Below are 18,708 nucleotides of genomic sequence, written 5' to 3'. Positions count from 1 at the left end.
GGTACTCGTTCACGACTCGTCCTCCCGACCCGCGGCCCCGGAGCCCCGCCGGGGCTCTCCGTCGTCCTCGTCCTCGTCACGGAGCTGGTCGGTGACGGCGTGGATGTCGTCGTCGAAGCCGTCACGCAGCTGGCCGCGCGCGACGATGCTCGGCGAGACCGAGTCGTCGGCGGGGGTGCCGTCGGGCAGCGGGGCCGGGGTGTCGACCGCGTTGTGGCGGGCGAAGACGCCCGGCGTCGGCGGGTTTCCCGGGTGGCGACCGGTGGCGGCGTACTCGGCCATCCGGTCCCGGGCGATGTCGCCCTGGCTGCGCCGGGGCGACAGGGCCTCGCGGTGCGCGAGCACCATGGCGCCCAGCACCGCGGTGACCAGCAGCGCGGCGGTGAACTGCATCGCCACGACGTAGGGGCTGAACATCAGCTCCGCGAGCCCGAACACGTTGCCGTTCTCGTTGGCCGATCCGAGACCGGTGACCGGGCCGAGGGCCGTCTGGCCGACGGCCGTGACGAGCACGAGGCCGAACCCGAGACCGGCGACCGACGCGGCGAGCCGCTGGCCCTTGATGGTCTCGGTCAGCGACTCCGAGGAGTCCACGCCCACGAGCATCAGCACGAACAGGAAGAGCATCATGATCGCGCCGGTGTAGACGATGATCTGCACGGCGAACAGGAACGGGGCGCCCTGCGCGGCGTACAGCACGGCCAGCCCGATCATGACGACCGCGACGCTGAGCGCCGCGTGCACCGCCTTGCGCGCGAAGACCAGCCCGAGGGCGGCCACCACCACGATCGGCGCGATGATCCAGAACGCGGTCACTCGCCCGGCTCCTCGTCCGTGGTGGCGCCACCGCTGGTGACGCCGACGATCGGGAGGGTCTTGCCCGCGTAGTAGTCGTGGTGGTCGTCGCTGATCAGCATCCCGTGCGGCGGCTCGACCATGCCCGGAAGCAGGGGTGCCAGCAGGTCGGACTTCTCGTAGATGAGGTCCTCGCGGTTGTTGTCGGCCAGCTCGTACTCGTTGGTCATCGTCAGGGCCCGCGTGGGGCACGCCTCGATGCACAGGCCGCACAGGATGCAACGCAGGTAGTTGATCTGGTAGACGCGGCCGTACCGCTCCCCCGGGCTGAAGCGCTCGTCGTCGGTCGTGCCGTTGGAGGCACCCTCGACGTAGATCGCGTCGGCCGGGCACGCCCAGGCGCACAGCTCGCAGCCCACGCACTTCTCGAGCCCGTCGGGCCAGCGGTTCAGCTGGTGCCGGCCGTGGAAGCGCGGCGCCGTCGGCACCTTCTCGAAGGGGTACTGCTGCGTGACGGGCTTCTTGAACATCGTGCGGAACGTGACGCCGAACCCGGCGATCGGGTCCCACAGCGTCTCCTTCAGGCTGCCTCCGCCGTTCGACTGCTGACTCATCGTCGGACGCCCTCCTTCCGGTTCCAGGACTGCTCGGGCATGGGCGGGGTCGGGTACCCCGCAGCGGGGCCCTCGTCGTCGGACGCGGACGCGCCGTCGGCTCCACTGGTCGGCACGGGTTCGGGCTTCTTCCGCTCGGGGATGAACAGGCTGACGAGCAGCACCACGGCGGCGACCCCGGCCGCGACGAACAGCGTCTGGCGGTCGAAGGTGCCGTCGGTCATGCCCTTGCGGACGACGATCACGGCCACGATCCAGGCCAGCGAGATGGGGATGAGCACCTTCCAGCCGAACGCCATGAACTGGTCGTAGCGCATGCGGGGCAGGGTGCCGCGCAGCCAGATGAACAGGAAGATGAAGCCCAGCGTCTTGCCGAGGAACCACAGCACCGGCCAGTAGCCCTCGTTGAGCATGCCGTCGTTGATCTGGCCGAGGCCGAACGGCGCGCGCCAGCCGCCGAGGAACAGCGTGGTGGCCAGCGCCGAGACGGTGACCATGTTGATGTACTCGGCCAGGAAGAACAGCGCGAACTTCAGCGACGAGTACTCGGTGTGGAACCCGCCGACCAGCTCGCCCTCGGCCTCCGGCAGGTCGAACGGCGCACGGTTCGTCTCGCCGACCATGGCGATGATGTAGATGATGAACGACGGCAGCAGCGGCACGAAGAACCACAGGTCCTCCTGGGCGGCCACGATCTCGCTCGTCGACATCGAGCCGGCGTAGATGAACACCGTCACGAAGCTCAGCCCCATCGCGACCTCGTAGGAGATCACCTGGGCGCTCGAGCGAAGACCGCCGAGCAGGGAGTAGGTGGAGCCCGAGGACCAGCCGGCCAGGACGATGCCGTAGACGCCGATCGACGTGACGGCCAGGACGTACAGCACGGCGACGGGCATGTCGGTCAGCTGCAGCGGGGTGACGGTGTCGGTGAAGGGGATCCGCACCTCGGGACCGAACGGGATGACCGCCCAGGCCAGGAAGGCCGGGATCGTGGCGAGGATCGGCGCGAGCACGTAGACGACCTTGTCGGCCGCCTTGACGACGATGTCCTCCTTGAGCGCGAGCTTGACGCCGTCGGCGAGGCTCTGCAGCAGGCCGAACGGGCCGTGCACGTTCGGGCCGACGCGGTGCTGCATGCGCGCCACGACGCGACGCTCGAACCAGATGTTGAACAGCGTGTAGACCACGAGGATCACGAAGACCAGCAGCGCCTTGAGCGCCACCACCCACAGCGGCTCGTTGCCGAACAGCTCACTCACGAGCGGCACCTCCTGCGCTCAGGCGGACGACCGAGCCGTGATCGGCGCCGAGGACGCCGCGCAGGTGGACGCCGTTGTTGCCGGGTGCCCACACGACGCCGTCGGGAAGGTCGGCCACCTGCGTCGGGAAGGCGGCGCTGCCGAGGTCGGTCGCGATCGTGGCGATGCCGCCCGGCTCGACGCCGGCCGAGGCGAGGGTCGCGACCGAGGCCTTGAGCACGGCCGGTCGCGCGGTGGCGCGGTAGCGCTCCTGGCCGTCCTGCAGCCGGCCGTCGTCGACCAGCTGGCGCCACGTGGCCAGCAGGACCTCGCCGGACCCGGGTGCCGACGGTTCGGGAGCTGCCAGGTCGGGGTCGGCGACGCCGGACCCGTCCCACGGTCCCAGCTCCCGCATGCTGCGCATGGCGCCGGTCGTGGTGCGGAAGCCGAGCGGTGCGCCGAGCTCCTCGGCGATGCCGGCGAGCACCCGCACGTCGGTGAGGGACCCGGGCACCTGGAGCACCGTGTCGAACGGACGCAGCCGTCCTTCCCAGGTGACGAAGGTGCCGGACTTCTCCACGGGCGGGGCCACCGGCAGCACCACGTGCGCAGCACGGGTGACCTCGCTCTCGCGGACCTCCAGGCTGACGACGAAGTCGGCGCCGGCCAGGGCGGCACGTGCAGCCGCCGGGTCGGCCAGGTCGTCGATCTCGACGCCGCCCACGACGAGGGCGCGCAGCTGGCCCTTGGCGACGGCCTGCAGGATGCCGCTCGTGTCGCGTCCGGCCTTCGCCGGCACGGAGCGGATGCCCCAGGCCGCGGCGAGGTCGGCGCGCGCCTCGGCGTCGCCGACCGGGCGTCCTCCCGGCAGCAGGGTGGGCAGGCAGCCGGTCTCGACGGCGCCACGGTCCCCCGCACGGCGCGGCACCCACGCGAGGCGGGCTCCCGAGCGCTCGGCCAGACGCACGGCGGCGCTGAAGGAGCCGGGCGCACTGGCGAGCCGGTCACCGAGCAGGACGATCGCCCGGGCGTCGAGGCCCAGCTCGTCCGCGGCGATCGCGTCGGTGCCCAGTCCGTCCAGCACCGAGGCCTCCTCGCCGGGTCGGGCGGTGAGCAGCTCACCGCCGCACTTGGCGAGGCCACGGGTGGTGTGCGAGCCCACCGCGACGACGCGGACGCCGTGCTTGGAGGCCTTGCGCAGGCGCAGGAAGAGCGTGCCCGCCTCGTCCTCGGGCTCGAGCCCGACGAGCAGGACGGTCGAGGCCGACTCGAGGTCGCGCGTGACGACGTCGCGTCGGGCCGCCACCCGCGCAGCGAGGAACGCCGACTCCTCGAGGGAGTGCGGTCGGGTGCGGAAGTCGATGTCGTTGGTGCGCAGGGCAGCGCGCGCGAAGACGCTGTAGGCGTAGGCGTCCTCGGCGGTCAGGCGACCTCCGGGCAGCACGCCGACCTTGCCGGCGGCCTCGCGCAGACCGGCCGCGGCCGCGGCCAGCGCACCCGGCCACGAGGCCGGCACCAGCTCGCCGGAGTCCGGGTCGCGCACGAGCGGCGTCCGCAGCCGGTCCTGCTGACGGCTCCACGCGAACGCGAAGCGGTCCTTGTCGGTGATCCACTCCTCGTTGACCTCGGGGTCGTCACCGGCCAGGCGGCGCATGACCGCGCCGCGACGGTGGTCGACGCGGATCGCGGCGCCACAGGCGTCGTGCTCGCCGACGGACGGTGTCGAGACGAGGTCGAAGGGGCGCGACCGGAACCGGTAGTCGGCACTCGTGAGGGCGCCGACCGGGCAGATCTGGATGGTGTTGCCGGAGAAGTAGGAGTGGAACGGCTGCTCGCCGCCCTCCCGGCGGTCACCGAAGGCCGCCTCGTCGGTGGCCGGTCCGATCCCGACCTGCTGACGGGCCCCACGCTCGACGAGCGCGATGAACGGGTCGCCCGCGATCTGCTCGGAGAAGCGGGTGCAGCGGGCGCACAGCACGCAGCGCTCGCGGTCGAGCAGCACCTGCTCGGAGACCGCCAGCGGCTTGGGGAACGTCCGCTTGGTCTCGGCGAACCGGCTCTCGCCGCGGCCATGGCTCATGGCCTGGTTCTGCAGCGGGCACTCGCCGCCCTTGTCGCACACCGGGCAGTCGAGCGGGTGGTTGACGAGCAGCAGCTCCATCGTGCCGTGCTGGGCCTTCTCGGCGACGGGCGACGTGACCTGCGTCCTGACGACCATCCCGGGGGCCACCTCGAGGGTGCACGACGCCTGCGGCTTGGGGAACCCACGACCGTTGCCGGCGTCGGGGACCTCCACGAGGCACTGGCGGCAGGCCCCCACGGGCTCGAGCAGCGGGTGGTCGCAGAAGCGCGGGATCTCGGTGCCCACCAGCTCGGCGGCGCGGATGACGAGCGTCCCCTTGGGCACGCTCACCTCGACGTCGTCGATGGTGCACGTGACGAGGTCGACGGGGGTCTGCGTCTCGCGGGAGGCCTCGAGGGTCATGCGGTCACCTCGCTCGGGAACAGGGTCGACGCCGCGGGCGGGAACAGCTCGCCGGACGGCGTGTGCAGGCCGGCCTCGAACTCGCTGCGGAAGTGCTGGACGGCCGACGTGATGGGGCTCGTGGCGCCGTCGCCCAGCGCACAGAAGGACCGGCCGAGGATGTTGTCGCAGAGGTCGAGCAGCAGCTCGATGTCGCCCTCGCGGCCCTCGCCCGCGTCGAGACGCTGCAGCACCTGCACGAGCCACCACGTGCCCTCGCGGCACGGCGTGCACTTGCCGCACGACTCGTGCTTGTAGAACTCGGTCCAGCGCAGCACGCAGCGCACCACCGACGTGGTCTGGTCGAAGACCTGCAGGGCCTTGGTGCCGAGCATGGACCCCGCTGCGCCGACGCCCTCGTAGTCGAGGGGGACGTCGAGGTGCTCGGCGGTGAGGATCGGGGTGGATGAGCCACCGGGGGTCCAGAACTTCAGCTCCGAGCCGTCTCGCAGGCCGCCGCCGAGCTCGAGCAGCTGGCGCAGGGTGATGCCGAGCGGCGCCTCGTACTGACCGGGACGCTTCACGTGGCCCGACAGCGAGTAGAGCGTGAAGCCCTTGGACTTCTCGGTGCCCATGGAGCCGAACCAGTCGATGCCACCGCGCACGATGGCCGGCACCGAGGCGATCGACTCGACGTTGTTGATGACCGTGGGGCTGGCGTACAGACCCTCCACGGCGGGGAACGGCGGGCGCAGCCGGGGCTGGCCGCGGCGGCCCTCCAGCGAGTCGAGCAGCGCCGTCTCCTCGCCGCAGATGTAGGCGCCCGCACCGGCGTGGATGACCAGGTCGACCCGCCGGCCGGAACCCAGCACGTCGGCCCCGAGGTAGCCGGCCTCGTAGGCCTCGCGGCACGCGGCCCGGAGCCGGCGCACGACGTGCAGCACCTCGCCGCGCACGTAGATGAAGGCCTGCTCCGCCCGGATCGCCAGGCTCGCGATGATGACGCCCTCGATCAGCTCGTGGGGGTTGGCCATCATGAGCGGGATGTCCTTGCAGGTGCCCGGCTCGGACTCGTCGGCGTTGACCACGAGGTACTTGGGGTTCGGGTTGTCCTGCGGGATGAAGCTCCACTTCATGCCCGTCGGGAAGCCGGCGCCTCCACGGCCGCGCAGGCCCGCGTCCTTGACCAGGGTGACGATCTCGTCGGGCGCCATGTCGAGCGCCGAGCGCAGGGCCGCGTAGCCGTCGCGCTCCTCGTAGGCCGCGCGGGTCCAGGACCGCTCGTCGGCCCAGTTCCGGCTCAGCACCGGCGTCAGCACGTCAGTCATCGGACTCCCCGCTCTCCTTCGAGCCGCCACCCTCGACATCGGCGTCGGACTCCTCCGCCACGGTCTCGTCCTCGGCCCGACTGGTGTCGGCCTCCGCCTCGGCCCTGTCCTTCTCCGCCCGCGACCCGGAACCCCCGCCGGCGGCCTCGGACTCGGCCGCCGCGCTCGTCGAGCCGCCGTCGGTCGTGTCGAGCGGCGGGGCGGACCAACCACGCTCGTTCGCGATCTCCAGACCCACCAGCGACGCGGCTCCCGCGGACGGACCCTCGTCGACCCGGCCGTCCTCGAAGCCGGCGAGCACCCGCTCGGCCTCGCGCCAGCTGGTGATCGTGGCCCCGCGGCTGGAGGTGACCTGCTCGCCGGCACGCAGCCGGTCGACCAGCTCCACGGCCGACTCCGGCGTCTGGTTGTCCATGAACTCCCAGTTGACGGTCAGCACCGGCGCGTAGTCGCAGGCCGCGTTGCACTCGATGTGCTCGAGCGTGACCGTGCCGTCGGCGGTGGTCTCGTCGTTGCCGACGTCGAGGTGCTCCTTGAGCCGCTCGAAGATCAGGTCGCCGCCCATGACCGCGCACAGCGTGTTGGTGCACACGCCCACGTGGTGCTCGCCCATCGTCCGACGCTTGTACATCGTGTAGAAGGTCGCGACGCCCGAGACCTCGGCCGCCGAGAGGCCGAGCAGCTCGGCGCAGAGCTCGATGCCCTCGGCCGTGACGCTGCCCTGCACGGACTGCACGAGGTGCAGCATCGGCAGCAGCGCGGAGCGCGCCTGCGGGTACCGCCCCATGAGCTCGCGCAGCTCATCGACCGTGCTCTCGTCGATCGCCGGCGTGGACGACTGCAGCTCACTCACCTGTCGACACCTCCCATGACCGGGTCGATGCTGGCGATGGCCACGATGACGTCGGAGATCATCCCGCCCTCGCTCATGATCGACGTGCCCTGCAGGTTGATGAAGCTGGGATCGCGGAAGTGCGCGCGGTACGGGCGGGTGCCGCCGTCGGACACGACGTGGCAGCCGATTTCGCCGCGCGGCGCCTCGATGGCCGCGTAGGCCTGGCCGGGCGGGACCCGGAAGCCCTCGGTGACGATCTTGAAGTGGTGGATGAGCGCTTCCATCGACTCGCCCATGATGTGCCGGATGTGCTCGGCGGAGTTGCCCTGGCCGTCGGAACCGACGCTGAGCTTGGCCGGCCACGCGATCTTCGGGTCGTCGACCATGACCGGCGCTCCCTCGAGGGTCGCCAGACGGTCGATGGCCTGCTCGACGATGCGCATGGACTGCCACATCTCCTCCAGGCGCACCCGGAAGCGGCCGTAGGCGTCGGGCTCGTCCCAGGTGACGACGTCGAAGTCGTACGTGTCGTAGCCCCAGTACGGCTGCTTGCGGCGCAGGTCCCAGTCGTAGCCCGTGGCGCGCAGGGGCGGGCCGGTGAGACCGAGCGCGAGGCAGCCGTCGAGCTCGAGGTGGCCGACACCCTTGAGGCGCCCCTTGAAGATCGGGTTGGCGTTGCAGAGGGCGGCGTACTCGGGCAGGCGCTTCTTGAGCACCGCCACGGTGTCGCGAAGCTGCTGCAGGCCCCCGGCCGGCAGGTCCTGGGCCACGCCGCCGGGGCGGAAGTACGCGTGGTTCATGCGCAGCCCGGTGATCGCCTCGAACAGGTCGAGGATCAGCTCACGGTCGCGGAACCCGCAGGTCATGACCGTCAGCGCGCCGATCTCCATGCCGCCCGTGGCGATGCACACGAGGTGGGAGCTGATGCGGTTCAGCTCGAGCATGAGGACACGGATGACCTGGGCCTTCTCGGGGACGTCGTCCTCGATCCCGAGCAGCCGTTCGGTCGCGGCGACGTAGGCGGCCTCGTTGCTGAAGGGGGCCACGTAGTCCATGCGGGTGCAGAAGGTCACGCCCTGCGTCCAGGTGCGGAACTCCATGTTCTTCTCGATGCCGGTGTGCAGGTAGCCGATGCCGGGGCGGGCGTCCTTCACGGTCTCGCCGTCGATCTCGAGGATCAGGCGCAGCACGCCGTGCGTCGACGGGTGCTGCGGGCCCATGTTGACGACGATGCGGTCACCGTCGACGGCCGAGGCGTCGATGGTGTCCCAGTCCTGGCCGGTGACCGTGAAGACCGGTCCCGACGGCGTCTCGCTGGTGCCGGCGTACGCGTCGTGAGTGCCGGTCTCGTGGGTGCTCGTCACGAGTAGCTCCTGCGCTGGTCGGGGCTCGGGATCGTGCCGCCCTTGTACTCGACCGGGATGCCGCCCAACGGATAGTCCTTGCGCTGGGGGTGGCCCTGCCAGTCGTCGGGCATGAGGATGCGGGTGAGGGCGGGGTGGCCGTCGAACTCGATGCCGAACATGTCCCAGGCCTCGCGCTCCTGCCAGTCGGCCGTCGGGTAGGTGGCCACGACGCTGGGCACGTGCGGGTTGGCGTCGGGGCAGGTGACCTCGAGCCGGATGCGGCGGTTGTGGGTCATCGACAGCAGGTGGTAGACGACGTGCAGCTCGCGGCCGGTCTCGTGCGGGAAGTGCACGGCCGAGAGGCTGCTGCAGAACTCGAAGCGCAGGGCCGGGTCGTCGCGCAGGTGGCGGGCGGTGTCGGCGAGGGCCTCGCGGCGGACGAAGAAGGTGATCTCGCCGCGGTCGACGACGACCTTCTCGATCGCGCCGGTCTCCTCGGTGAGGGTGGCGAGCCGGCCGTGGACGTCGTCCCACCAGCTGGTCCCCCCGGCACCGAAGGGTGGCTGCGAGGGGGCGGGCATGGCCACGGGACGGGTCATGCCGCCGTAGCCGCTCGTGTCGCCCGTGCCGTGCACGCCGAACATGCCCTCGCGGACGTCGACGACCTCGAGGGTCTCGGCGTCGCTGGGGACCACGCTGGTGTCGGCGCTCGCGGCCCCGTCGTCAGTGGCCTCGGCGTCCGCGGCCCCGGCCTCAGCAGCCCCGGACCGAGCAGCCTTGGGGTCGCGGGAGCGGTCCTGCGTGTCGGTGTGGGCGTCGACCGTCTCGGTCTTGTCGCCCACCGCGGGCTTCGTCGCCTTGTCGGCGGCCTTCTTCCTCGCGGGCTTCTTCTTCTTCTCGTCCGCCATCAGCGCATCAGGCCCTTCATGGCCGACGTGGGCGTGGCCGACAGCGCGACCTGCTCGTCGGCCTTGATCTCGGCGAGGCGGTTGGCGCCGAGCTTGGTGTGCTGGATCTGGTCGTGCAGCTTGAGGATCGCGTCGATCAGCATCTCGGGTCGCGGCGGGCAGCCGGGCAGGTACATGTCGACGGGGACGACGTGGTCGACGCCCTGGACGATCGCGTAGTTGTTGAACATGCCGCCGGAGCTGGCGCACACACCCATGGCGAGCACGTACTTGGGCTCGGCCATCTGGTCGTAGATCTGGCGCAGGACGGGGGCCATCTTGTTGCTCACGCGGCCGGCGACGATCATCAGGTCGGCCTGGCGCGGGCTGGGGCGGAAGACCTCCATGCCGAAGCGCGAGGAGTCGAACCGGGGCGCGCCGAACGTCATCATCTCGATCGCGCAGCACGCCAGCCCGAAGGTGGCGGGCCAGAACGACGCCTTGCGCATGTAGCCGGCGAGGCCCTCCACCGTCGAGAGCAGGACGCCGCTGGGCAGCTTCTCCTCGAGACCCATCAGGTCCACTCCATTCCGCCGCGCCGCCACTCGTAGGCGTACGCGATCGTGACGTTGACGAGGAACAGCAGGATCGCGAAGACCGCGAACCAGCTCATCTGGTCGAAGGCGACCGCGAAGGGGTAGAGGAAGACGATCTCGATGTCGAAGACGATGAACATCATCGCGGTGAAGAAGTACTTGATGCTCACCTTGCCGCCGCCCTCGGGCAGCGGGCTCGGCTCGATGCCGGACTCGTAGCGATCGAGCTTGGCGCGGTTGTACCGCTTGGGCCCGGTGAACGGGGCGATGCCCACGCTGAACACGGCGAACCCTGCCGCGAGCGCACCCAGGACGAGAACGGGTGTGTACTCGTTCACCGCCACCTCCAGCGAGATCGACGCAACCTGACGTAGAGCGAGATCGTGACCTTGTGAATCACTTCACAACGTGACCTGCGCCTCACTCTACGCCCGGCTGGGACCACCTGTAACTGAGGTCACACTAACCTCGCGACCGCCCTGGAACGACGGGCTCCGCGCGCGCACTTCGCGGGGATCGCGATCAGGGACGCACCGAGTGGTGCAGCGCGACGATCCCGCCGGAGAGGTTGTGCCACTCCACGCGGCCCCAGCCCGCCTCGACCATGCGCAGCGCCAGACCCTTCTGGTCGGGCCAGGCGCGGATGGACTCCGCGAGGTAGACGTACGACTCCGGGTTCGACGACGTGCGGCGCGCGATGCTCGGCAGCGCCCGCATGAGGTAGTTGGAGTAGAGCGCGTCGAACGGCTCCCACGTGGGCGTGCTGAACTCGCACACGACGATCCGTCCGCCGGGGCGGGTCACGCGCAGCAGCTCGGTGAGCCCCTGCACCGGGTCGTGGATGTTGCGCAGCCCGAAGGAGATCGTGACGGCGTCGAACGAGGCGTCCGCGAACGGGAGCCGCATCCCGTCGCCCGCGACGAACGGCAGGTGCGGGAAGCGACGACGGCCCTCCTGGAGCATGCCGAGGGAGAAGTCGCACGGGACCACGGTGGCGCCGGCCTCGCGGAACGGCTCGCTCGACGTGCCGGTGCCCGCGGCCAGGTCGAGGATGCGCTCGCCGGGCTGCGGATCGACCAGCTCGACGACCCGACGGCGCCAGCGTCGGTCCTGTCCCATCGACAGCACGTCGTTGGTCAGGTCGTAGCGACGCGCGACGGTGTCGAACATGCGCGCGACGTCGCGGGGCTCCTTGTCCAGGCCTGCTCGGGTCACCTCCTTACCTTCCCACGAGTAGCCTGGATCGGGTGACGAGCCCTCCGACGCCAGCCGTCGACACCGCCTCAGCAGCGAGCCCCCTGCCGAGGCCGCTCGTGGCCCGCACCGTGGAGGTCGACGACCCGGGCCCCCTCCTGGCCCTGCTGGGCCGCGACGTCGACGCCGTCGCCTGGGTGCACCACGGTGACGGGCTCGTCGGCTGGGGTCGTGCCGCCGCGTTCTCGACGGACGGCCCCGGCCGCTTCGAGCGCGCGCACCGCTGGTGGCGCGAGGTCACCCGGCACAGCGTCGTGCGCGACGAGGTCGAGGTGCCCGGGAGCGGCCTGGTGGCCTTCGGCAGCTTCGCCTTCGCCGACGACGGCCGCGGCAGCAGCCTCGTCGTCCCCGAGGTCCTGGTGGGCCGACGCGACGGTCGCAGCTGGGTGACGGTCGTCGGCACCTCCATCAGGACCGCGCCCGAGCTCGTCCCTGCCGAGGCTCCCGTGCACCCGACCGGCATCGAGCTGGTCGACGGGCCCGTCGACAGCGACGCCTGGCAGGACGTCGTCGCCGAGGCGGTGCGTCGCATCGCCGCCGGGCAGCTCGACAAGGTGGTGCTCGCCCGCGACCTCGTGGCCGAGCTGGACGAGCCGCTCGACGTCCGCGCCCCCCTGCGTCGCCTCGCCCGCGACTACCCCGGCTGCTGGACGTTCCACGTCGACGGCTTCTTCGGCTCCACGCCGGAGATGCTGGTGCGCCTGGAGCGCGGGCTGGTCACGTCGCGCGTGCTGGCCGGCACGATCCGGCGGACCGGCGACGACACCCGCGACCTCGCGCTCGCCGCGTCCCTCGCGCGGTCCAGCAAGGACCTCGAGGAGCACGAGTACGCGGTGCGCTCGGTGGCCGAGGCGCTCGCACCGCACTGCCGCAGCACCAACGTCCCCGACGCCCCGTTCGTGCTGCACCTGCCCAACGTCATGCACCTCGCGACGGACGTGACCGCCGTGCTGCGCGGCGACGCCAGCGCCCTGACGCTCGCGGCCGCCCTGCACCCGTCGGCGGCCGTCGGCGGCACCCCCACCGACGCCGCCGTGGCCCTGATCGCCGAGATCGAGGGACTCGACCGCGGCCGCTACGCCGGGCCGGTCGGCTGGATCGGGGCCGAGGGCGACGGCGAATGGGGCATCGGGCTGCGCTCGGCCCAGCTGGAGGCCGACGGCCACCGCGTTCGCCTCTTCGCGGGCTGCGGCATCGTCGCGGACTCCGTCCCCGCCGACGAGCTGGCCGAGAGCCAGGCCAAGCTCGTGCCCGTGCGCGACGCCCTCGCCTGACGCCGACCGACCAGTCCTCACGTTTCGGACACTTCCGGGGCACTTTCGTGCCCTCGAATGCCCCGCAAGTGTCCGAAACGTGGGGACTGACGGGTCGGGACTACTCCTTGAGCGTCTTCTTGCCGCCGTGCAGCAGCGTGACGATGAGGTTGAGGCCCTTCTCGTCGCGCACGGTGCGCTTGAAGGACGTGAGGTTCAGCGGCGGGGCGTAGCGCTGGCGCGTGATGGCCTTGGCGTACGTGAACTCCTTGAGCCCGTCGGGGCCGTGGATGCGCCCGAAGCCGGACTCGCCGACGCCGCCGAACGGCAGGCCGGGCACGCCCGCGAACGTGATGATGCCGTTGACCGACGTCATGCCCGAGCGGATGCGACGGGCGATCTCCATGCCGTTGCGCTTGGAGAACACCGCACCGGCGAGGCCGTACTTGCCGGCGTTCGTGAGCCGCACCGCCTCGTCCATGTCGCGCACCGGGTTGATCGCCAGCGTCGGGCCGAACGTCTCCTCGGTGATCGCGCTGGACGTCTCCGGGACGTGGGTCAGGATCGTGGGCTGGACGAACCGCTCGCCCACTGCGTCGATGCCGCCGACGACGGCGGTGGCACCGCGGTCGAGGGCGTCCTGGACGTGGCCGCGGATCACGTCCACCTGCGACGGCATGGTGATGGGGCCGATGTGGGCGCCCGCGTCACCGCCGGCGCGCAGGCCCTGGGCCTGCTCGGTGATCTCGGCGACGAACGCGTCGAACACCCGCTCGTGCACGTACACGCGCTCGGTGCCGATGCAGGTCTGGCCGGCGTTGGACATGCCGCCCCAGAGCGCGGCCTCGGCCGCCTTCGCGATGTTGGCGTCCTCGTCGACGATCAGCGAGTCCTTGCCGCCGGCCTCGATCACGACGGGCGTGAGCCGCTCGGCGCACGCGGCCATGACCTTCTTGCCGGTGGCGGTGGAGCCGGTGAACGCCAGCTTGTCGACGCCCGAGGTGCACAGGGCGGCACCCGTGGGGCCGAGGCCGGTGACCGTCTGCAGGACCGGGATGCCGCCGACGACCTCGCTGAGGGTGTCGGCCAGCCACACGCCGACGCCCGGCGTGTACTCGCTGGGCTTGAACACGACGGTGTTGCCGGCGGCGAGGGCGTAGGCGATCGAGCCCATGGGCGTGAAGACCGGGTAGTTCCACGGACCGATGACGCCGACCACGCCGAGCGGCTTGTACTCGACCGTCGACTTCTGGTTGGCCATGACGAGCCCGGACGACACGTTCTGCGGGCCGAGCACCTTCTTGGCGTGCTTGGCGGCCCAGGCGACGTGGTCGATCGCGAGCGCGATCTCCAGCTGTGCGTCGGCGATCGGCTTGCCCGTCTCGCTGCGCGAGAGCGCCGCCAGCTGCGCGATGCGGCGAGTGATGACGCTGCGCCAGGTGAGCAGGTGCTCGGCCCGCTCGTCGAAGCTCAGGGCGCCCCACCACTGCGCGGCGTCGCGGGCCCGCTCGACGGCGAGCGCGACGTCCTCGGGGCCGGCGACCGGGTGGACGCCGACCACGTCGCCCGTGGCCGGGTCGAGCGACTCGAAGGTCTCGACGCCGTCGGCGGGCACCGAGGCGGACGTGGCGGGCGGGTTCGGGTGACGGTCGAACGTCGAGGTCATCGGGACTCCTTGATGAGGTCGGCAGCCTTCTCGCCGACCATGATGGTGGGGGCGTTGGTGTTGCCACGGGGGACGGCGGGCATGACGGAGGCGTCGGCGATCCGCAGGCCCTCCACGCCGCGAACGCGCAGCTGCGGGTCGACGACGCTGTCGTCGCCCGTGCCCATCGCGCAGGTGGCGACGGGGTGGTAGAGCGTCTGGCACAGGCGCCCGATGGAGGCGAGCACCTGGTCCTCGGTCGGGTCGAGCGACGCGGGCTCCCACGGCGCCTTGACGAAGCGGGCCAGCGGACCGTCCTTGAGGATCTCGCAGGCGCGACGGATGCCGGCGGCGAGCGCCTCGAGGTCGGCGCGGTCGTCGAGGTAGCCCGCCTCGATCTCCGGCTTCCACGTCGGGTCGGCCGAGCGGAGGCGCACGTGGCCGCGGCTCTTCACGTTGACGAGCGTGGCGGCGAGCGTGAGCGCCGGCTGCGACGGCTCGTGCAGGCCGTTGTCCCAGAAGCCGGTGGGCGCGAAGTGGAACTGCAGGTCGGGCAGGTCGAGGTCGTCGCGGCTCTTGAAGAACGCACCGGCCTCGGCGACGTTCGAGGTGAGCGGTCCGCGGCCGAGCTTCTGGGCCTTGAGCAGCTGGGGCAGGTTGAGCGACGCGGCGATGTCGGTGGTGTCCTGCGTGTGGGCGAGCACGCCCGACACGGGGTGGTCCTGCAGGTTCTGGCCGACGCCCGGCAGGTCGACCTGCACGTCGATGCCGTGCTCCTTGAGATGGGCGCCCGGGCCGATGCCCGACAGCATGAGCAGCTGCGGTGAGTTGACGGCGCCACCGGCGAGCACGACCTCGCCGTTCACGCGCACCGACTCGGTGAACGCGCCGCGCCGGTACGTGACGCCCACCGCACGCTTGGAGCCCTTCGTGCCCTCGAGGTCGATCGACGTCACGAAGGCCTCGGTGCGCAGCACCAGGTTGGGGCGGCCGAGCGCAGGCCGGATGTAGGCGTCGGCCACGGACCAGCGCCGACCCTTGCGGCACGTGACCTGGTAGAGCCCGGCGCCCTCCTGCTCGGCGCCGTTGAAGTCGTCGGTGCGCTTCATGCCGTTGGCCACGGCCGACTCGACGAACGCGGTGCTGAGCTCGTGGTCGTGGCGGCGGTCCTCGACGTGCAGGGGACCGTCGTTGCCGTGGAAGGAGTTGCGGATCCGCTGGTTGCCCTCGGACTTGCGGAAGTACGGCAGGACGTCGTCGTAGCCCCAGCCCTCGGCGCCGTAGCCGTCGCGCCACTCGTCGTAGTCGGCGTGGTTGCCGCGGATGTAGATCATGGCGTTCATCGACGTGCAGCCGCCGAGCGCCTTCATGCGCGGCCAGTCGGCCCGGCGGTTGCCGAGGTGCTTCTGCGGGGTGGTCTGGTAGCCCCAGTCCCACGACGTCTTGAAGAGGGTGGAGAAGCCGGCCGGCAGGTGGATCATGTCGTCGTCGTCGGCCGGGCCCGCCTCGAGCAGCAGCACCCGGACGTCGGGGTCCTCGCTCAGGCGCGTGGCGACGACGCCGCCACCGCTGCCCGACCCGATGACGACGTAGTCGAAGGTCTCGATCCCCATGTCCGTCCTTCCCTCGTCCGGCTGCGAGGTCGTGGACGACCTTCCGCCGGGATGCGTGATGCGCGTCACCACCGTACTCCCGGCATGGTCGATGACACCAGAACTGTCACGGTTTCTCGCCCACCGGACGGCCCCGTCGGACGGCGCCGTTGGAGGGGGCCATTGGAGGGGGCCATCGGACGGGGCCATCGGACGGGGCGCGGCCCTCTGCGGTCAGGAGCCGGTGAGGGCGCCCGTCGCGGCTGCGCGCAGAGCGGCGTCGAGGGCACGGCGGTCGTCGCGACGCAGGGTCACCTCGACCACCTCGAGCCCACCCGTCGGCGACGCGAGTGCGGCGGCGAGGCCGTCCGGCTCCACGCGTCGGTGCGGCACGCGGTACCCGGCGCAGAGCGCGCCGAGGTCGGCACCGGTGGGCGTGCCGAAGACGCGCTCGAAGGCGTCGGCGTGGTCGGGGCCGCCCTGCTCGAGCGTCGCGAAGATGGCGCCGCCGTCGTCGTTGACCACCACCACGGTGAGGTCGGGTCGGGGCTCGTCGGGGCCGACCAGCAGTCCGTTGCTGCCGTGCAGGAACGTGAGATCACCCATCACGGCGAGTGCTCGGGTGGAGTCGCGGGCGAGCGCCGCGCCCACCGCCGTCGACACCGTGCCGTCGATGCCCGCGAGGCCGCGGTTGGCGACCACGTAGCGGCGTTCCCCCACGATCCATGGCCTCGCGACGACGTCGAGGTCACGGATCGGCTGGGACGCGCCGACCACCAGCAGACCGCCGGGTGGGAGCGCCTCCGCCACGGTGCGGGCGACGGCGAGCCCCGACGCGGGGTTCGCGGCGACGACGGCGTCGACCGCGCCGACCACACGCGCGTCGGCGTCGGTCCACTCCTGCAGCCACGCGGCGTCACCGACCCCGGCCGCCGCGACCTCGTCGGTGAACGTGACGCGCGAACCGGCGGGCACCGGGAACGTGGCCTGCGTGCCCACGTGCACCACGTCGACGTCGGCGCGGGCGAGCAGCCGCGTGACGGGTCGGCTCAGCGTCGGGTGGCCGAACGAGACCACGCGCTCGACGCGGTCGGCGAGCGGCGGGTGGCCGAGCAGCAACCGGTACGTCGCGAGCGCGTCGCCGGTGCGCGAGCCCGACGTCGGCTCGGCGAGCAGCGGCCAGCCGGCGTCGCGGGCGAGCACCCGCGCGCGTCGGCCCGCGTCGTCGCCGGCGAGCACGACGGTGCGGGGCCCGGCGTCGAGCGTGACCAGGGTGCCCGGCTCGTACGCCCGACGCACGCTGCCCAGGACGGACGCTGCGGATTCGTCGAGGGTCCAGTCGATCGGCTCCACCAACGGCTCGTCGAGCTCGAGGTTGAGGTGCACCGGCGCGTCCGGGCCCATCAGCAGCTGCTTGACCCGGTCGATGCTCCGGATGCCGGGGAAGATGTCCGGCTGCACGGTGGTCTGGTTCGCGCCGGTGCCGCGCAGCCGCGCCGGGCGATCCGCGGTGACGGCGAGCACGCCGATGCCCGCGTGGAGCGCCTCGAGCATCGCCGGGTGCAGGTTGGCCACGGCGGTGCCCGACGTCGTGACCACGGGCACCACGCGGTGGGAGGTGCGGGCCAGGCCCAGCGCGAGGAAGCCGGCCTCCCGCTCGTCCACGCGCACGTGCAGACGGATGCGTCCGGCGCGGTCGGCGGCGTGCAGGGCCAGGGCGATCGGCGCCGACCGCGAACCGGGCGACAGGACGGCGTCCGTCACGCCGTGGGCCAGCAGCGTGTGCAGCAGCCGACGCGCGACGCCGGTGGCGCGCTGCTCGCTCACGGCGCGTCCCCCACCCGGAGCAGGGCGTCCACCCGGTCGAGCCGGGCGGTCCAGGCGGCGGCGGTCGGCAGGTCGGCGGCCACCGAGGCCAGGGCGGCGGGGTCGACGTCGACCCGGCGCACGGGCAACCAGCCGTCGACGGGCACCAGCGGGGCGTCCGTCACGTCGCCGCCGAGCAGCGAGGTGGTGCCCAGGCCGCAGGCGTAGGGCAGCTCCGGGAGCGCCGCGGCGAGCGCCACCCCGGCGGCCAGCCCCACGGACGACTCGACGGCGCTGGAGACCACGACGGGCAGCCCGATCTCCTCGGCGACCCGCAGGCACGCTCGCACCCCACCGAGTGGCTGGACCTTGAGCACCGCGACGTCGGCGGCCTCGAGGTCGCGCACGCGGTACGGGTCGGCGGCACGCCGGATCGACTCGTCGGCCGCCACCGGCACGTCCACCCGACGTCGGACGAGTGCGAGCTCCTCCACGTCGGCACACGGCTGCTCCACGTACTCGAGGGTGCCGACGGTGTCGAGCGCCCGGATCGCCACGACGGCGTCGTCGACCGACCAGCCGCCGTTCGCGTCCACCCGGACCCGCCCGGCAGGACCCAGGGCGTCGCGCACCGCCTCGACGCGGGCGATGTCGTCGGCCAGCGACTGTCCGCGCTCGGCCACCTTGACCTTCGCCGTCGACGCTCCCGAGGCGCGCACGATCGCCGCCGCCTGCTCGGGGCCGACGGCCGGCACGGTGGCGTTCACGGGCACCCGGTCGCGCACCGGGTCCGGCCAGCCCTGGTGCGCCGCCTCGAGGGCGCTGGCGAGCCACGGCACGCACTCGTCGTCGTCGTAGTCGAGGAACGGGCTGAACTCGCCCCAGCCGGCCACGCCCTGCAGCAGCACGCCCTCGCGTCGGGAGATGCCGCGGAACCGCACGGGCATCCCGATGGCGAAGGTGTGCACCGGCCGAGCCTATCGCCGTCGGGACGCGCGCACCGGCTCGTCGGCCGCCGGCTCCTGCGAACGGTGAGCCTGCGCACACCACGCCGT

At 72.0% G+C, this 18,708-nt stretch carries 16 protein-coding genes; 1 reads left to right on the top strand and 15 read right to left on the bottom strand.

Annotated elements, in window-relative coordinates; genetic code table 11:
• Positions 1-9: 9 nt before the first annotated feature.
• The 11 genes from NBW76_RS05395 to NBW76_RS05345 all read right to left on the bottom strand — a co-directional run bounded on the left by NBW76_RS05395 (position 10) and on the right by NBW76_RS05345 (position 11,318).
• A complete protein-coding gene (locus tag NBW76_RS05395; RefSeq protein ID WP_082482010.1) occupies positions 10-816 on the bottom strand; it encodes an NADH-quinone oxidoreductase subunit J in 807 nt (268 codons plus the stop codon).
• Positions 813-1,409: an NADH-quinone oxidoreductase subunit NuoI gene (nuoI, locus tag NBW76_RS05390; RefSeq protein WP_055964060.1), complete on the bottom strand. Its 597-nt coding sequence runs from the start codon at positions 1,407-1,409 to the stop codon at positions 813-815. Before nuoI ends, NBW76_RS05395 begins: the two co-directional genes overlap by 4 nt.
• Positions 1,406-2,668 carry an NADH-quinone oxidoreductase subunit NuoH gene (gene nuoH, locus NBW76_RS05385; protein WP_056557128.1) on the bottom strand — a complete coding sequence of 421 codons (1,263 nt, stop codon included), beginning with the start codon at positions 2,666-2,668 and terminating at the stop codon, positions 1,406-1,408. The genes nuoI and nuoH overlap by 4 nt, the downstream gene beginning before the upstream one ends.
• On the bottom strand, positions 2,661-5,132 hold the full coding sequence (locus tag NBW76_RS05380; protein WP_056555966.1) for an NADH-quinone oxidoreductase subunit G: 2,472 nt from the start codon (positions 5,130-5,132) through the stop codon (positions 2,661-2,663). Before NBW76_RS05380 ends, nuoH begins: the two co-directional genes overlap by 8 nt.
• A complete protein-coding gene (gene nuoF, locus NBW76_RS05375) occupies positions 5,129-6,439 on the bottom strand; it encodes an NADH-quinone oxidoreductase subunit NuoF (protein WP_056555969.1) in 1,311 nt (436 codons plus the stop codon). The genes NBW76_RS05380 and nuoF overlap by 4 nt, the downstream gene beginning before the upstream one ends.
• Positions 6,432-7,292, bottom strand: coding sequence for an NADH-quinone oxidoreductase subunit NuoE (nuoE, locus tag NBW76_RS05370; RefSeq protein WP_082482011.1), 861 nt, complete (start codon positions 7,290-7,292; stop codon positions 6,432-6,434). Before nuoE ends, nuoF begins: the two co-directional genes overlap by 8 nt.
• Positions 7,289-8,638: an NADH-quinone oxidoreductase subunit D gene (locus tag NBW76_RS05365; RefSeq protein WP_055964043.1), complete on the bottom strand. Its 1,350-nt coding sequence runs from the start codon at positions 8,636-8,638 to the stop codon at positions 7,289-7,291. Before NBW76_RS05365 ends, nuoE begins: the two co-directional genes overlap by 4 nt.
• Complete coding sequence (locus NBW76_RS05360; RefSeq protein ID WP_082482012.1) at positions 8,635-9,528, bottom strand: NADH-quinone oxidoreductase subunit C; 894 nt, start codon at positions 9,526-9,528, stop codon at positions 8,635-8,637. Before NBW76_RS05360 ends, NBW76_RS05365 begins: the two co-directional genes overlap by 4 nt.
• Positions 9,528-10,082 (bottom strand): NADH-quinone oxidoreductase subunit B family protein, encoded by a 555-nt coding sequence (locus NBW76_RS05355; protein ID WP_055964040.1) that lies wholly within the window; start codon positions 10,080-10,082, stop codon positions 9,528-9,530. Before NBW76_RS05355 ends, NBW76_RS05360 begins: the two co-directional genes overlap by 1 nt.
• Positions 10,082-10,441 carry an NADH-quinone oxidoreductase subunit A gene (locus NBW76_RS05350; protein ID WP_055964037.1) on the bottom strand — a complete coding sequence of 120 codons (360 nt, stop codon included), beginning with the start codon at positions 10,439-10,441 and terminating at the stop codon, positions 10,082-10,084. The genes NBW76_RS05355 and NBW76_RS05350 overlap by 1 nt, the downstream gene beginning before the upstream one ends.
• Positions 10,442-10,625: 184 nt before the next feature.
• The gene (locus tag NBW76_RS05345; RefSeq protein ID WP_055964025.1) at positions 10,626-11,318 is read right to left on the bottom strand and encodes a demethylmenaquinone methyltransferase; all 693 of its coding nucleotides are present in this window, start codon (positions 11,316-11,318) and stop codon (positions 10,626-10,628) included.
• A 32-nt stretch (positions 11,319-11,350) separates the two neighbouring features.
• On the opposite strand from NBW76_RS05345, the gene NBW76_RS05340 reads away from it, so the two are divergent.
• Complete coding sequence (locus NBW76_RS05340; protein ID WP_082482013.1) at positions 11,351-12,631, top strand: isochorismate synthase; 1,281 nt, start codon at positions 11,351-11,353, stop codon at positions 12,629-12,631.
• Positions 12,632-12,731: 100 nt separating this feature from the next.
• Here the strand turns inward: NBW76_RS05340 and NBW76_RS05335 are convergent, their stop codons facing one another.
• The 4 genes from NBW76_RS05335 to NBW76_RS05320 all read right to left on the bottom strand — a co-directional run bounded on the left by NBW76_RS05335 (position 12,732) and on the right by NBW76_RS05320 (position 18,600).
• Entirely contained in the window at positions 12,732-14,276 is a 1,545-nt protein-coding gene (locus NBW76_RS05335; RefSeq protein WP_082482014.1) for an aldehyde dehydrogenase family protein, read from the bottom strand.
• Entirely contained in the window at positions 14,273-15,868 is a 1,596-nt protein-coding gene (locus NBW76_RS05330; protein WP_056555972.1) for a GMC family oxidoreductase, read from the bottom strand. Before NBW76_RS05330 ends, NBW76_RS05335 begins: the two co-directional genes overlap by 4 nt.
• Before the next feature lie 213 nt (positions 15,869-16,081).
• The gene (menD, locus tag NBW76_RS05325) at positions 16,082-17,674 is read right to left on the bottom strand and encodes a 2-succinyl-5-enolpyruvyl-6-hydroxy-3-cyclohexene-1-carboxylate synthase (protein WP_056555975.1); all 1,593 of its coding nucleotides are present in this window, start codon (positions 17,672-17,674) and stop codon (positions 16,082-16,084) included.
• Entirely contained in the window at positions 17,671-18,600 is a 930-nt protein-coding gene (locus tag NBW76_RS05320; protein WP_055966210.1) for an o-succinylbenzoate synthase, read from the bottom strand. Before NBW76_RS05320 ends, menD begins: the two co-directional genes overlap by 4 nt.
• Positions 18,601-18,708: the final 108 nt, after the last annotated feature.

This window comes from Aeromicrobium sp. Leaf245 (assembly GCF_942548115.1).
Lineage (GTDB): Bacteria > Actinomycetota > Actinomycetes > Propionibacteriales > Nocardioidaceae > Aeromicrobium.
The sequence above is the reverse complement of the archived record's forward strand: the minus strand, read 5'-3'. Positions and strand labels throughout refer to the sequence as shown.